The sequence below is a fragment of the Arthrobacter sp. NPDC092385 genome (assembly GCF_044755105.1).
Classification (GTDB): Bacteria; Actinomycetota; Actinomycetes; order Actinomycetales; family Micrococcaceae; genus Arthrobacter_D.
The window spans coordinates 268,239-282,061 of sequence record NZ_JBIVQL010000001.1 but is presented as its reverse complement, the minus strand read 5'-3'; the positions used below and the strand labels follow the sequence as shown (position 1 = coordinate 282,061).

General features: G+C 70.1%; 13 protein-coding genes. 4 read left to right on the top strand and 9 right to left on the bottom strand.

The window, feature by feature from the left end:
• Nucleotides 1-52 precede the first annotated feature (52 nt).
• Together ACIQCY_RS01400 and ACIQCY_RS01395 are read left to right on the top strand one after the other, a co-directional pair.
• Nucleotides 53-499, top strand: a complete 447-nt coding sequence (locus ACIQCY_RS01400) for an arsenate reductase ArsC (protein ID WP_400482096.1) — start codon at nt 53-55, stop codon at nt 497-499.
• On the top strand, nt 492-1,913 hold the full coding sequence (locus ACIQCY_RS01395) for an NAD(P)-binding protein (protein ID WP_400482095.1): 1,422 nt from the start codon (nt 492-494) through the stop codon (nt 1,911-1,913). Before ACIQCY_RS01400 ends, ACIQCY_RS01395 begins: the two co-directional genes overlap by 8 nt.
• 86 nt (nt 1,914-1,999) lie before the next feature.
• Here the strand turns inward: ACIQCY_RS01395 and ACIQCY_RS01390 are convergent, their stop codons facing one another.
• A complete protein-coding gene (locus ACIQCY_RS01390; RefSeq protein WP_400482094.1) occupies nt 2,000-3,115 on the bottom strand; it encodes an aromatic acid exporter family protein in 1,116 nt (371 codons plus the stop codon).
• 113 nt (nt 3,116-3,228) lie between these two features.
• On the bottom strand, nt 3,229-4,293 hold the full coding sequence (locus ACIQCY_RS01385) for a phosphatase PAP2 family protein (protein WP_400482093.1): 1,065 nt from the start codon (nt 4,291-4,293) through the stop codon (nt 3,229-3,231).
• 157 nt (nt 4,294-4,450) lie between these two features.
• Between ACIQCY_RS01385 and ACIQCY_RS01380 the strand changes: the two genes are divergently transcribed.
• Both ACIQCY_RS01380 and ACIQCY_RS01375 read left to right on the top strand, forming a co-directional pair.
• Nucleotides 4,451-5,098: a VOC family protein gene (locus ACIQCY_RS01380; protein WP_400482092.1), complete on the top strand. Its 648-nt coding sequence runs from the start codon at nt 4,451-4,453 to the stop codon at nt 5,096-5,098.
• Between the two features lie 24 nt (nt 5,099-5,122).
• The gene (locus ACIQCY_RS01375) at nt 5,123-6,676 is read left to right on the top strand and encodes an FAD-dependent monooxygenase (protein ID WP_400482091.1); all 1,554 of its coding nucleotides are present in this window, start codon (nt 5,123-5,125) and stop codon (nt 6,674-6,676) included.
• A gap of 110 nt (nt 6,677-6,786) precedes the next feature.
• Here the strand turns inward: ACIQCY_RS01375 and ACIQCY_RS01370 are convergent, their stop codons facing one another.
• The 7 genes from ACIQCY_RS01370 to ACIQCY_RS01340 all read right to left on the bottom strand — a co-directional run bounded on the left by ACIQCY_RS01370 (nt 6,787) and on the right by ACIQCY_RS01340 (nt 13,704).
• Complete coding sequence (locus ACIQCY_RS01370) at nt 6,787-7,167, bottom strand: response regulator transcription factor (protein WP_400482090.1); 381 nt, start codon at nt 7,165-7,167, stop codon at nt 6,787-6,789.
• Nucleotides 7,168-7,296: 129 nt separating this feature from the next.
• On the bottom strand, nt 7,297-7,752 hold the full coding sequence (gene mnhG / locus ACIQCY_RS01365) for a monovalent cation/H(+) antiporter subunit G (RefSeq protein WP_400482089.1): 456 nt from the start codon (nt 7,750-7,752) through the stop codon (nt 7,297-7,299).
• Between the two features lie 4 nt (nt 7,753-7,756).
• A complete protein-coding gene (locus tag ACIQCY_RS01360) occupies nt 7,757-8,014 on the bottom strand; it encodes a monovalent cation/H+ antiporter complex subunit F (RefSeq protein ID WP_400482088.1) in 258 nt (85 codons plus the stop codon).
• On the bottom strand, nt 8,011-8,559 hold the full coding sequence (locus ACIQCY_RS01355; protein ID WP_400482087.1) for a Na+/H+ antiporter subunit E: 549 nt from the start codon (nt 8,557-8,559) through the stop codon (nt 8,011-8,013). Before ACIQCY_RS01355 ends, ACIQCY_RS01360 begins: the two co-directional genes overlap by 4 nt.
• Complete coding sequence (locus ACIQCY_RS01350) at nt 8,556-10,166, bottom strand: Na+/H+ antiporter subunit D (protein WP_400482086.1); 1,611 nt, start codon at nt 10,164-10,166, stop codon at nt 8,556-8,558. The genes ACIQCY_RS01355 and ACIQCY_RS01350 overlap by 4 nt, the downstream gene beginning before the upstream one ends.
• Nucleotides 10,163-10,711 (bottom strand): Na(+)/H(+) antiporter subunit C, encoded by a 549-nt coding sequence (locus ACIQCY_RS01345; protein ID WP_400482085.1) that lies wholly within the window; start codon nt 10,709-10,711, stop codon nt 10,163-10,165. The genes ACIQCY_RS01350 and ACIQCY_RS01345 overlap by 4 nt, the downstream gene beginning before the upstream one ends.
• On the bottom strand, nt 10,708-13,704 hold the full coding sequence (locus ACIQCY_RS01340; protein ID WP_400482084.1) for a Na+/H+ antiporter subunit A: 2,997 nt from the start codon (nt 13,702-13,704) through the stop codon (nt 10,708-10,710). Before ACIQCY_RS01340 ends, ACIQCY_RS01345 begins: the two co-directional genes overlap by 4 nt.
• Nucleotides 13,705-13,823 lie beyond the last annotated feature (119 nt).

Below are 13,823 nucleotides of genomic sequence, written 5' to 3'. Positions count from 1 at the left end.
CTCGACATCGAAACCTGTCGATCTCCGCACAGGCGCTGAACAAAGGATCACCATGAGCATCGAGACGACCACCGAGGGCAGGAAGCCGTCGGTTTTGTTCGTCTGCGTCCACAACGCAGGACGTTCGCAGATGGCCGCCGCATACCTGGACCACCTCTCCGAGGGGCGCATCGAGGTTCTGTCCGCCGGGTCCCAGCCCGCCGATCAGGTCAACCCGGCGGCGGTCGAGGCCATGCAGGAAGAGGGCATCGACATCACCGCCGAGACCCCGAAGGTCCTCACCGCCGAGGCCGTGAAGGCTTCCGACGTCGTCGTCACGATGGGCTGCGGGGATGAGTGCCCGTACTTCCCGGGCAAGCGGTACGAGGACTGGGTGCTCGAGGATCCCGCCGGGAAGGGTGTCGAGTCCGTCCGCCCGATCCGCGACGAGATCAAGGGCCGCATCCAGCAGCTCATCAGCGAACTCCTGCCCACCGACGGGACCACCGCTCATGCCTGAGGCCACCCCCGGAACACGCTCCGCCACCGGCTGTGGTGCGACCGGCCTTCCGGTCGCCGTCATCGGCGCTGGACCCATCGGCCTCTCGGCGGCCGCCAACCTGCTCGAGCAGGGCCTGACTCCGATCGTGTTCGAGCAGGGGCCCGGCGTCGGTGCGGCGATCCGGCAGTGGGGGCACATCCGCCTGTTCTCGCCCTGGGAGTACGACATCGACCCCGCAGCCCGCCGGCTGCTTGAACCCACCGGTTGGACCGAACCGCGCCGTACCGCACTGCCGTACGGCCGGGAACTGGTGGAGTCCTACCTCGAACCCCTCGCCGCCATCCCAGCCATCACCGATGCCCTCCACTTCGACAGCCGGGTCATCGCAGTCACCCGCCTCGGCATGGACAAGACCCGCAGCAAGGACCGCGACACCACACCGTTCCTCGTCCGGGTCACAGCACCCGGGGGCACCACGGACCACCTCGTGCGAGCCGTCATCGACGCCTCCGGCACCTGGAGCCGACCCAACCCGCTCGGACAGGCCGGACTGACGGCACCCGGGGAAGGCGCGGCATCCCGATTCATCACCGGTCCGTTGCCTGACGTCGTCGGCGCTGAACGGGGACGGTTCGCAGGCAGGACGGTCATGGTCGTCGGCGCCGGCCACTCCGCTGCGAACACCCTGATCAACCTCGGTCAGGTCGCCCGGAACGAGCCCGGCACCCGCATCCTCTGGGCCGTCCGCGGCAGTGCGTCGGCCCAACGCCTCTACGGCGGCGAGGACCTCGACGGCCTGCCCGCCCGCGGCGCACTCGGCAGCCGCCTGAGGACCCTCGTCAGGGACGGCGTCGTCGAACTCATCGCCGGCTTCGCCATCACCTCGCTCACCGGGACCGGATCGGCCCTCGCCGTCACGGCGTCGACGCCGGACGGTCCCCGCACCGTCGACGTCGACGTCCTCGTGCCCGCCACCGGGTTCCGCCCCGATCTCGACATGCTGCGCGAGCTCCGCCTCGAACTGGATCCGGCTGTCGAAGCACCCCGTGCCCTCGGGCCCCTGATCGACCCGGAATTCCATTCCTGCGGAACAGTCCCAGCCCACGGCGCCGACGTCCTGGCGCATCCCGAGAAGGACTTCTATCTCGTCGGGATGAAGTCCTACGGGCGAGCCCCCACATTCCTGCTGGCCACCGGGTATGAGCAGGTCCGTTCCGTCACCGCCGCGATCGCGGGTGACCTCGAGGCTGCCTCCCGCCTGCAACTCGAGCTGCCCGGGACGGGTGTCTGCAGCACGGACCTGGACTCCGCAGCCGGCGCAGCTCCGGCAGATGTCCCGGATGCCGGCGGATGCTGCTCGGCGCCGCAGCTCCTCAGCATCGGATTCCCCACCGGCGCGGCACACGGACGGTCCGGCGACCCCGACCGCTGATCGGACCGGGGCCGGAACGGCCGGGGGACGGACCAGCGCCAGGCGTGCGCACCGTCCGTGAAGCGCATCGCGGACCGGCCCTCACCCTAGATGTGACGGTCGGGCGTCACCGCCTGCAGGATACGGTGCAGGCTCATCGCGATCGCGGCTGCTGCCCCGAAGGGGATATCGCGGGACGAGGCCTCGTACGCTGCGGCTTCGAGCGCTGCGAGGCTGCTCTCGGCTGCCTGGAACGTCTCGGCGTCGTTCTCCTCCACCGTCCACAGATCGAGCACATCCCCGACAGCGGTGAAGGCCTCCCGCAGGGGCGGGCGGACCGCGTTCGGCAGGGGGTGCTCACGGGACGTCCCATGGAGCGCATCCTGCAGCATGTTCGTGATGTTGAGGGTATGGAATGCGACGACCTCCAGGACTTCGACATGGCGGTAGTCGCGGCGCACGTCCCGCGGGTGGAAGCGCCGTCGGACGTTTCCCTTCCGGCTCTCGTCCGCGTACTGCAGGGCCTCCCGCGCGTTGCGGGCCGACTCCGTGAGCTCGTCCCGCCGCTGCGCCCAGCGCGGGTCATCCGCAGCCCAGTCCTCGTCCAGCGCCTCGCCCATCTCCTGGAGCTGCCGCGCGGCCGCCCTGCGGAGCCGGCTCATCTGTCCCACCGCGTCGTCGAGATTGAGTGGTGGCAGGATGAGCGCGCTGACGGCCAGCCCGACGCCGACCCCGACAACCGTCTGGACGAAGTACCCCAGCGAGTACCCGAGGTTGTCGTTGCCCAGGATCAGGACGAACAGTCCGGCGGAGGCGATACCGGATCCGCCGCCCGCCGTCCTCTTCAGGGCACCTGCCAGAAGCACACCCATCCCGACGACGAAGGCGATCGTCAGCCCATCGGGCTCCCCCGCCCACATCGCGATGTGGGCCAGTACGATCCCGATGGTGAGGCCGATGACGGTCTGCAGCCCGGACCTGAGCGTGCCGGCGACGGTCGGGTACATCGCGAGCAGCGCACCCAGGGGCGCGTAGTACGGGTAGCGGGAAGCCTCACCGGGAATGGCCAGAGCGATGATCCAGGCGAGCGCGGCGGCGAGCGCTGCCTTGCCCGCGAGGAGGAGCTGGGGATTGACCACGGCTGCGCGGAGGCGATCGTCCAGATGGCTGTTCAGGCGGGCCGCGAGAACGCCACGGCCGGGAAGGATTCTGTTCTTGGCCATCTCCGCAGTATGGCATCTGCCCCTGAGCGGGCCCTGCATGCCCGCGGCGGTCAGGGCGCGGCCCGCGGCCGGACGCCACGCACGGAGCCCGGGACGGAGCTCCGGGCCGGCAGCTAGAGGGTGCTTCCCGCCGGGACCTTCATCTCCTGCGGGGAGGAGATACCGCTCGTCAGTCCCGGTCTGGTCGCCCTCAGTGCCAGCCAGGTGGCCAGCGCGCCCAGCGCCGCACCGGCCATGACGTCGACCAGGTAGTGCCACCCGAAGTAGATGGTGGCGAGGGCGGTGAGCAGCACGTAGGCCCAGAGGAGCACCCGGAGGACGAGCGGCACTCGGATCAGGTGCGCGACGAGGGCGGCGGTCACGACCACGGAGACGTGGAGGGAGGCGAAGGCGGCGATGCCGTGCACGGACTCCGTGGCGTGCGGATCGTCGAGGACGCGCACCCGGTTCCGGTACAGGGAGTCCGCGAGTTCGGTCACGGCGGTGTCGGGAAGGTCGGTGAAGTGCTTCCGCTCGACGAAGACCGGGCCCAGGGAGGGCAGCACGTAGTAGCTCGCCGCACCGAGGATCCAGTTGAAGGACAACGCGCTCACGTACCAGGCACCGTGGGAGACCTGCCGGGACCAGACGAGGGCCGCGGCAACCGATGCGGGGACGAACATGAGGTAGGACACGTACACGGCGGACAGGACGTGCGCACTGATGCCCGTACCGAGCAGTTGCTGCAGCGCATCCCCGGGATGGTGTCCGCCGGTCAGCCAGCGATCACTCGCCTGCAGGAGCGGATCGGTGACCCGTTCGCGGACGAACGGCAGGAAGCTCTTCATGTTGCGGTACGAGACGTATGCGAGATAGAAGGTGACCAGCCCCAGGAAGGTGGCCAGGATTCGTGGCACGGGCCAGCTGCTGCGGAATTCGGCCAGTGCGACGCGGGGGACGTTCCGCAGGCCGGGCCGCCCGAGCAGGGTGCGCGGAGCGATGTCCGCCAGGATCATCGCGACGAGGAGCGCGGGCAGCCGCACGTAGCTGGGACCGAGGAAACCATCCGGGTCACGCAGGGGCAATCCGAAAGCCACGGCCGTCAGTACGGTGAGGGCGGTGAAGGATGCCGCCACCGTGAGGGGCACGCGGAACAGTCCTGGTGGAAACCGCGCCGACGCCGTGGTATTTAACTCCATCAGATACTTCTAGCACCTCCTGGCGCCTTTGGGTGCAATTGCCGGCGGTTGCGTGGCCTGTTTGCCGGGTCCTCCGCCGATTCCGCCGGTGGCCGGCACCAGCCGCACGAGGCTGTGGCACCTTCTCCAACCCTCGCGGACGGGCCATACTGGCGGCATGAGCATCCTCAGCACGCAGCAGATCCTCGACGCCGGCCTCGGTGACTGGCGGAAGCTGGCGCGGGCCCTCCACGCCCGCTTCCTGACACGGGACTTCGCCACGGGCCTGGCCCTCGTGACCGCCATCGGCGATCTGGCGGAGGAGGCCGGCCACCATCCGGACATCACACTGACCTACCCGCATGTCGACGTGAAGCTCATGAGCCATGATGCAGCTGGCGTGACCGCGCGGGACCTGGACCTCGCACGCCACATCACCGACCTGGCAGGAGAACGCGGCATCATCGCCGATCCCGCGGCACCCGCCGTCGTCGAACTCGCGCTCGACACGGCGGACGTGGCCGCCATCGGCCCGTTCTGGGCGGCGCTGCTCACCGGCGATGCGGGTGCCGTGGACGGCGACGACGTCGCGGACCCGGGCGGGCGGGTGCCGCTCCTCTGGTTCCAGCACACCGACGCGCACGAGACACCACGGCAGCGCTTCCACATCGATCTCTGGGTGCCGCACGATGCGGTGGAGGCACGTATCGCCGCCGCCGTCGCTGCCGGGGGCACCGTGGTGGACGAGGCCCAGGCGCCCTCCTTCACGGTCCTGGCCGATCCTGAGGGCAACCGCGCCTGCGTCTGCACGGTCCTCGAGCGCTGACGACTCCTGCGGGGCGATCCGACGATGCAGCAGGCAGAACCGCACGACGGCGACCGCGTGGACGTCCTCGTGGTGGGCGCGGGCCCCACCGGCCTCATGCTCGCCAACTGGCTGGTGAAGCTCGGCACGAGCGTCACCCTGATCGATGGGAAGGCGGGCCCCACCCGCGAGTCCCGCGCCCTGGGCGTGCACTCGCGATCCATGGAGATCTACGACCAGCTCGGCGTCGTCGACCGGGTGCTCGCCCAGGTTGTCCATGCGGAATCGATGCGGCAGGGCTTCGGGCGCACCGCCTTCGCGCCCATCCCCCTGACCGGCCTGGGCCGGGGCCTCACCCCGTACCCGGGGATCTACATGCTCGAGCAGAGCGCGAATGAGCGGATCCTCGCCGACAACCTGCAGGAGGTCGGCCTGCCCGTCCGGTGGCGGCAGCGGCTGTCATCCCTCACCGAGGAGGCCGGCGGTGTCGTCGCCGCCATCGACGGCCCAACCGGGTCCTCCACGGTGCGCGCCCGCTTCGCCGTGGGCTGCGATGGTGCATCCTCCACCGTCCGTTCCCTGTGCGGCACGGCGTTCGAGGGCACCACCAGCAGGCAGACCTTCTACCTGGTCGATGCGGTGGGCGTCCGCGGACTCGCTCCGGCCTCGGTCAACATCCGCCAGGGAGCCACCGGGTTCCTGCTCGCCTTTCCCATGCGGCCCGATGCCTCCGGCAGGAACGGACAGCGGCTGATCGGGATAGCCGGTGACGACGACGCCGCTGCGGTCACGGAGGATTACGCCCGGCACCGCTTCGCCGAATCCTTCGGCGTCACGTACGAGGACTCCCGCTGGTTCTCCACGTACCGCGTCCACCACCGCATCGCCGCGCACTTCCGCACCGGGCCGGTGTTCCTCGCGGGGGACGCCGCCCATGTGCACTCCCCCGTGGGTGCTCAGGGCATGAACACCGGGCTGCAGGACGCCCACAACCTCGCCTTCAAGCTCGCGGACGTGGCCGCAGGGCGTGTCCCGGAGGCGGTCCTGGACCGCTACGAGTCGGAGCGGCGGCCCGTCGCGCTGCGGCTCCTGAAGACCACGGACGCCCTGTTCCGCGGCATCACGTCGCGTTCGGCGGCAGCGATGCTGGTGCGCAGGTACGTGCCGAGGGTGGTGCTGCCCGTCGGCGTCGCGGTGCTCCCCCACCTGCCCATCGGCCGCCGCCTCGCCGGCTACCTCGGCCAGCTCCGCATCCACTACCGGATGGAGGGCGCTTCCTCGGGGCGCCACCGTGACGCCGTCGTCGGCCGCCGGCTGCCGTGGACCGGGGAGAACTTCGACGTACTCCGGGCTGCGACGTGGCAGGTTCACCTCTACGCGGCCGAGCGGGAGGCAGCACTCCAGGCGGAAGCCGCCGCACTCGACCTCGGACTTCCCCTCCACACCTTCGCCACCACAGGCTCCAGCCCGCTGCGCCCCGGCATCCTGTACCTCGTGCGGCCCGACGGCTTCGTGGCGGCCGCCTCGCCTCCAGCACGTGCCGCCGGCAGTTTCCGCTCGACCTGCGGGGACCAGATACCCCGTCCACAGGAGGGCTGACGCCGCTGGCGGACGCGTTCCACACCAGCGCGCTTCCCGCCGGCGCCGGATGCAGGGTGCGAGGACACGGGCGGCCAGGTCGCGGTTGCACGGACGCGCGCACCGGCGGGCTAGGCCACTCCCATGCGCGGGAAGACGTCGTCGAGGTAGGAACCCAGCATCCGCGGGCTGAAGGGCTTGGGGATGAAGTGGTCGGACCCGGCGACCAGGCACTGCTCCGCGGTGAGCTGTGGAGGCCGGGCCGAGACGGTGAGGATGTGCGCGTCGGAGCCCGCCCTGAGCCGTGCACAGAGGTCGATGCCGTCCATGTCCGGGAGGTTGAGGTCCAACGTGACGAGTTGGGGGTCCACTGTGCCCACGAGCCGCCGTCCCTCGCTGCCCGTAATGGCCTCGTGCACGGTGAAGCCGCGCGAGGACAGGACGATGGCGAGCAACTGGCGGATGTCGGCGTCGTCCTCGATCACCACCGCGTCGCGCCGCAGCCCGTCCATGTGTGCCTTCAGTCCCAAAGTGTCCGCCCCCTGATCAGCAGTAACCTTACCGTTCGCTGCCGGCGCCGACCACCGCGGTGCTTTCGGTTCCGGGGCGCAGCGCCGTCGAGGGTGTGGGATGCAGCGGCCTCAGCGACCGGGAGCGGAGGTCCCCGAGCCGGTGATACCGGTACTGCCGGCCCCGCCCGTGCCTCCGGTGGCCGCGCGGGACGCCGGCGACTCCCGGGGCCCCGCCGCCCCGCCGCCGTCCGCTGCCCGCTCCACGACGTCATCCAGTTCGTCGAGCGTGAGCAGGTCGCGCCGCAGATGGCGCGTCCGGTAGCCCGCACGGCCCACCATGTGCGCGGATACGGGGCTCGTGAGCAGCTGGAAGACCCAGCACAGGACCAGCAGGGGCACGAGCGGCCAGCTCCCGGTCTCCACCGCGAGCGCCAGGAGGAAGAGCAGGAGCCCGAGGACCTGCGGTTTCGTTGCCGCGTGCATGCGCGAGAGCAGGTCGGGGAACCTCGCGAGGCCGATCCCGGCGGCGAGTGACATGAGCGCCCCGCCGACCAGGAGGACCGACACGACGGCGTCGTTGATCATGGCGTTACTTCCTGTCCGTGACGAAGCGGGCAACGGTGACCGAGCCGATGAAGCCGATGAGCGATACCGCGACGAGGAGGATCAGGTTGTCGAGGTGCCGGTTGACGATCATGTCCAGCACGAGCGCGGCGCCGATGATGGCGAGGACGACGTCGAGGGCCAGGACGCGGTCGAGGATGGACGGTCCGCGTACCGCGCGGTACAGCGCCAGGAGGACTGCGACGGAGAGTATTCCGCCGACCACATGTGTCACGATCGTCATGTCGCCGCCTCCCCGGCCCGGAGGGCCGCGAGGTCGGCCCTGCTCCCCATCACCCGGATCAGCCAGGCCTCCGTGGCGCGGACGTCACGGCGGACGGCGTCGGCATCCGCCGCGGACGCCACGTTGAGGCAGTGGAGGTAGAGCGTCGACGTGGAGCGGTCCACCTCGAGGACGAGCGACCCGGGGATGAGGGAGATCGCGTGGCCCGTCGCCGTGACGAGGAAGTCCGAGGAGCTGCGCAGCTCCACCGCGACGACGGCGTTCCGGAGGGCGGGACCCTTGCTCACGGCGAGCCAGAACACCTGCAGGCTGGCCGTCACCAGCTGGAGGAGGAACCGGCCGATGAACGGGACGAGCCAGAGCACGTTGAAGCGGCCCGTCAGTTCGACGGGAGGCAGGTAGAAGAAGTTCACGACGGCGTACGAGATGATCGCTCCGAACACGAGGTTGCCCAGGCCGAAGTCCTGCCACAGGGCGCCCCACACGAGGACGAGCCAGATGACGAGCGGGAGTTCGGTGATGAGGGGGATGCGCTGCCGGCTCATCCGTTCGCCCCCGCTCCGAGGACGGCCTCGATGTACGGAGTGCGGTCCAGCATCTCCTGCGCCGCACCGTCGCTGAGTGCGAAGAGCGGCCCGGCGAGGACCGTGAGGGCGAGTCCGAGCGCCACGAGGCCGATGGTCGGCCCCGTCATGGTGCCGGGCATCAGCGTCACCGGGTCCTTGCCGGCGAACCGCCCCGTGTCCTCGCCGGTCACGTGGCGGGACGTCCCCACGCTGGAGCCGTCGGCCTTGCTGGCGAGCAGGATGGGATCGGGGTTCTCGGCGTCGGCGGGGCTGCGCCAGAAGGCGCGGTTCCAGACGCGCGCCATCACCAGGAGTGTCAACAGGCTGGTGAGGACTCCCCCGGCCACCAGGACGTACGCGAGCGGGGTCCCGAGCTCGACACCCGCCTGGATGAGCCCGAGCTTCCCGAGGAATCCCGAGAACGGCGGGATGCCGGCGAGGTTCATGGCCGGGAGGAAGAAGAGGATGCCGAGGAGCGGGGACAGTTTCGCCAGCCCCCCGAGGCGGTCCACGTTCGCCGTCCCGCCGCGGCGCTCGATCAGTCCGGTGACGAGGAAGAGGCTGGTCTGCACGGTGATGTGGTGGGCCACGTAGTAGACCGCGGCGCCGAGGCCGAGGCGCGTGGAGACGGCCAGCCCGAAGACCATGTAGCCGATATGGCTCACCAGCGTGAAGGACAGGAGCCTCTTGATGTCCGCCTGCGCCAGGGCGCCGAGGATCCCGACGACCATCGTGAGCAGCGCGACCACCATGAGGAGGGAGTTGATCCGGTCGCCCGGGAAGAGCAGCGTCTCGACGCGCACCATGGCGTAGACGCCCACCTTGGTCAGCAGGCCCGCGAACACCGCGGTGACCGGCGCGGGCGCCGTCGGATAGGAGTCGGGGAGCCAGAAGGACAGCGGGAAGACGGCGGCCTTGATGCCGAACGCCACGAGCAGCATCAGGTGCAGCACCATCTGCGTGGCCGGGTCCACGGTCTCGAGCTTCACCGCGAGGTCCGCCATGGTGATGGTGCCGGTGGCCCCGTAGATCATCGCGATGGCGATGAGGAACAGCATCGAGGAGACCACGCTGACGACGACGTACGTCACGCCCGCCCGGATGCGCGGCGCCGTGCCGCCGAGGGTCATGAGGACGTAGCTCGCGGTCAGGAGGATCTCGAAGCCCACGTACAGGTTGAAGAGGTCCCCCGTGAGGAACGCGTTGGACACCCCGGCCACCAGGATCAGGTAGGTGGGGTGGAAGATCGACACGGGGCCGTCCTCGTCGCCGTCGGCCATGCCCTGGCCCGCGGCGTAGATCAGCACCGCGAGGCTGACGGCGGAGGAGACCACGAGCATGAGCGCCGAGAACTGGTCCACCACGAGCACGATGCCGAACGGCGGCTCCCAGCCGCCGAGCCGCACGGCGTGCGTTCCGGCGGACGGTGCGGCGAGGAGCATCACCACTTCGATGAGCAGGGTCACGCTGAGCGTCGTGATGCTCACCGCGCGCTGCGCCCGCGCGTGCCGGATCAGGATGAAGGTGGCGGCAGCACCCAGGAACGGCAGGACGACGGCGAGCGGCGCGAGGTCGGCGGCGATCATCGTGCCTCCCCCACCCTGCCGGCGCCGGCGCGGCGGCCGTCGTCGTCGTCGCTGTCGCTGTCGCTGTCGTCGTCGTTGTCGTCGTCGTTGTCGTCGTCGTTGTGCCGGCCTACGCGGCCTTCCGTGTCGGCATCGGAGAACTCGGTGGTGTCCGCGGCGATATCGGCGTCGTCCTCGTAGTCGTAGCTGTCCTGGTCCGCCACGCGCCGGTCCTCGGGATCGTCCTGGACGTCGTCCTCCCGGCCCAGCACCCAGGACCTGTAGATGATGCCGAGCATGAACGCGGTGACGGCGAACGTGATGACGATCGCCGTCAGGATCAGGGCCTGCGGGAGGCTGTCGGTGTAGTCCTCCGGCGGCGTCCCCGAGACGTAGAGGGGAGATTTCCCGCCGCCCCCGCTCATGGCGAGCATCAGGATGTTCGCCCCGTTGCCCATGAGGATCAGTCCGAGGAGCACGCGCGTCAGGCTGCGTTCGAGCAGCAGGTAGATCCCTGCGGCGAACAGTGCCGCCATGAGCACGATGAGCGTGATGTTGACCGTCACGGCCGGACTCCTTCGGTGGCGGGCGGGACGAGCGCGTCGTGTCCGGCGTCCTCGACGACCGGCCCGTCCGCCTCGCTGCGCTCGTCGATCTCCGAGCCGAGGCTCCGGAGCACGTCGAGGACGAGACCGACGACGATGATGTACACACCGATGTCGAAGATGGTGGACGTCACGAACTTCACGTCGCCGAAGACCGGCAGCCAGAACTCGAGGACGTAGCTCTCGAGGACGGCCCCGCCGACGAGGAGTGGGGCCGCGGCGGTCAGGGAGACGATCGCGAGGCCGATCCCCAGGAGCGTTCCGGCACTGACCGGACTGGCCTCGGCGAGTTCGAACCGTCCGCCCGCGAGGTAGCGGACGGCGAGCGCGAGGCCCGCCATCAGGCCTCCCGCGAAACCGCCGCCGGGGAGGTTGTGGCCGGCGACCAGCAGGTAGATCGAGAGCACGATGATGGTGTGGAAGAGCAGGCGGGTGATCACCTCGAAGATGATCGAACGACGCTCGGGCGCAAGCGTCCGCCCGGCCACGAGCCAGGGATCCCGCGCGACGTCCGCGAAGCGTGCGGCGAGGAGCCGCGCGGCACCTGCCCTGCCGCCGGCGTCCAGGGGCTCCTGCCCGCGGTCCACGGACCCGTCCGCGACGCCGTCGGCCCGGTGCCGCTTGTCGCCACGCCCGCGGATGAAGATGAGGCTGGCGATGCCCGTGGCCGCGATCGCGAGCACGGTGATCTCACCGAAGGTATCCCAGGCGCGGATGTCCACGAGCAGGACGTTGACGGTGTTGGCGCCGCCGCCGTCCTCGTACGCCAGCTTCGGATACGCCAGGGAGATGGGTGCGGAGGTCCTCGACGCCATGGCCGACATCGCGATGACGGCCATGATGCCGCCGAACGCCACACCGAGGACGGCACGCAGCAGCCGGTGCCGGCTCTCGGCGCGGTTCCACAGCCGCGCGGGCAGGGAGCGCAGCGCGAGGACGAAGGCCACGAGCACGATCGTCTCGACGAGCATCTGCGTCAGCGCGAGGTCCGGCGCTCCGTGCAGTGCGTAGACGACCGCCATGCCGTAGCCGGTGATGCCCACCATGAGGACGGCCATGAACCGCTTGTTGGAGCGCAGTGCGGCGAGGATACCCACCAGGATGACGATCGCCGCCATGACCTGCGCCGGCGATTCCGCGATCATGAACCGGGAGGGAAGCGGCGCATCGAAGATGACGAGCGCCATCAGGGGCGTGATGATCGCGGTGGACAGGATGACGAACAGGTAGAAGGCCAGCGAACCGCGCTGGGTGCGGCCCGTGACCCACACCGCGACGTCGTCGAGCACGCCGATGGTGGAGCGGTACACCACCTCCGCTTCCCTGACGGAGGGAAGGCGCCCCTGCAGCCGTTCGATGGGCGCGCGCAGCAGGTACAGGGCGACGCCCGCCGCGATGGTGAGTGCCGACAGCAGGAGCGGGAGGCCGAAGCCGTGCCACAGGGCGAGGTGCGGGGCGGGGCCCCCGGACGGGAAGAGTGCCGCGTAGGGCGCGACGGCGGCGTCGAGCGGCGGGGGCCAGACGCCGAAGGCCAGGGATGCGACGGCGAGCAGCGCGGGTGCGAGCAGGAAGGATGTCCGGACGCGCTTGAACGGCGTCTGCGGCCTGCCGTGCTTCAGCGCGAAGGCGCCCCAGACGAATCGGGCACTGTAGGCGAAGGTGAGGATGGAGCCGATCACGATCCCGCCGAGGAGGAGGGTTCCGGCGAGGCCGTCCTCGGCGCGGTGCACGAAGGCCTCGAAGACCGATTCCTTGGCGACGAACCCGAGCAGGGGCGGAACCCCTGCCATGGATCCGGCCGCCACGAGGGCGACGGCGAACAGGGCGGGAGAGGTGGCGCCGACCCCGGACAGGACCCGCAGGTCGCGGGTGCCCGACTGGTGGTCGATGATGCCGACCACCAGGAAGAGCGTCGCCTTGAAGAAGCCGTGGGCGAGCAGCAGGCCCAGGCCTGCCACCGCGCCGTCACGCCCGCCGAGTCCCACCACCATGGTCAGGAAACCGAGCTGGCTCACCGTCCCGTAGGCCAGGACGAGCTTCAGGTCGAACTGCCGCAGGGCGCGCCACCCGCCGAGCAGCATGGTCGCCATGCCGAGGACGAGGATCACCGGGTGCCAGAACGCCGTCTCGCCGAAGCCGGGGGCGAAGCGTGCCACGAGGAACACCCCGGCCTTCACCATGGCCGCGGCGTGCAGGTAGGCGCTGACGGGGGTGGGCGCCGCCATGGCGCCGGGCAGCCAGAAATGGAAGGGGACGAGCGCCGATTTGGTGATGGCGCCGACCAGCACCAGCCCGATCGCGACGTCGACCAGCGTGCCGCGTGCCGCAAGCGCCTCCGCTCCGGCGAGGATCTCGGAGATGCGGTACGTCCCCGCTTCCTGTCCGAGCATCACCAGGCCCACGAGCATGGCCAGCCCGCCGAAGGTCGTGATGATGAGCGCCTGGAGGGCGGAGCGTCGCGCCGAGAGCCGGTGGCGCGAGTAGCCGATGAGCAGGTAGGACAGGATCGTGGTCAGTTCCCAGAAGATGAACATGAGGATCAGGTCATCGGCCGTCACCAGCCCGAACATCGCCGCGGCGAAGGCGAGCAGCTGCGCCCCGAAGGCGCCGACGTCGGGATCGTCGTTCTTGAAGTAGCGCGCGCAGTAGAACAGCACCAGGGCGCCGACGCCGAGGATCAGGATGCACAGGACGGCGGCGAGGGCGTCGAGCCGGAAGGCGAACTCGAGCTGAAGGCTGGGGATCCACGGGACGGTGACCGACGGCGGGGCGTCGGCCCGGCCGTTCGGAGCTCCCTGCTCGGCGGCGAGGACCTGCGGCAGCCGGACCATGAGCCAGACGAAGCCGGCGGCGGGCGCCGCCGCGAGGACGAAGAACGCCGATCTGCCGAGCCGGGAAAAGAGAACGGGCGCTCCGAGTGCGAGCGCGAACATCGCGGTCAGCACGGTGAGCATGGGAGTCTCGATCTTCCGCTGGGGGTCGGTCGGGCTGCTTTCAGTCTACCGAAGGAAAGACGGCAGGCCCTCGCCCGGAGCGGACCGCTCACCTGCACAGCGCGCCGCGAGCTGTCGCG

What these genes read in the sequence shown, in the direction of transcription:
- ACIQCY_RS01370 (WP_400482090.1), bottom strand. Translation starts at nt 7,167, where the DNA reads ATGGACGGGCTGCGGCGCGACGCGGTGGTGATCGAGGACGACGCCGAC.
- ACIQCY_RS01390 (WP_400482094.1), bottom strand. Translation starts at nt 3,115, where the DNA reads ATGGCCAAGAACAGAATCCTTCCCGGCCGTGGCGTTCTCGCGGCCCGC.
- ACIQCY_RS01395 (WP_400482095.1), top strand. Translation starts at nt 492, where the DNA reads ATGCCTGAGGCCACCCCCGGAACACGCTCCGCCACCGGCTGTGGTGCG.
- ACIQCY_RS01340 (WP_400482084.1), bottom strand. Translation starts at nt 13,704, where the DNA reads ATGCTCACCGTGCTGACCGCGATGTTCGCGCTCGCACTCGGAGCGCCC.
- ACIQCY_RS01380 (WP_400482092.1), top strand. Translation starts at nt 4,451, where the DNA reads ATGAGCATCCTCAGCACGCAGCAGATCCTCGACGCCGGCCTCGGTGAC.
- ACIQCY_RS01350 (WP_400482086.1), bottom strand. Translation starts at nt 10,166, where the DNA reads ATGATCGCCGCCGACCTCGCGCCGCTCGCCGTCGTCCTGCCGTTCCTG.
- ACIQCY_RS01355 (WP_400482087.1), bottom strand. Translation starts at nt 8,559, where the DNA reads ATGAGCCGGCAGCGCATCCCCCTCATCACCGAACTCCCGCTCGTCATC.
- ACIQCY_RS01385 (WP_400482093.1), bottom strand. Translation starts at nt 4,293, where the DNA reads ATGGAGTTAAATACCACGGCGTCGGCGCGGTTTCCACCAGGACTGTTC.
- mnhG (WP_400482089.1), bottom strand. Translation starts at nt 7,752, where the DNA reads ATGATCAACGACGCCGTCGTGTCGGTCCTCCTGGTCGGCGGGGCGCTC.
- ACIQCY_RS01375 (WP_400482091.1), top strand. Translation starts at nt 5,123, where the DNA reads ATGCAGCAGGCAGAACCGCACGACGGCGACCGCGTGGACGTCCTCGTG.
- ACIQCY_RS01360 (WP_400482088.1), bottom strand. Translation starts at nt 8,014, where the DNA reads ATGACGATCGTGACACATGTGGTCGGCGGAATACTCTCCGTCGCAGTC.
- ACIQCY_RS01400 (WP_400482096.1), top strand. Translation starts at nt 53, where the DNA reads ATGAGCATCGAGACGACCACCGAGGGCAGGAAGCCGTCGGTTTTGTTC.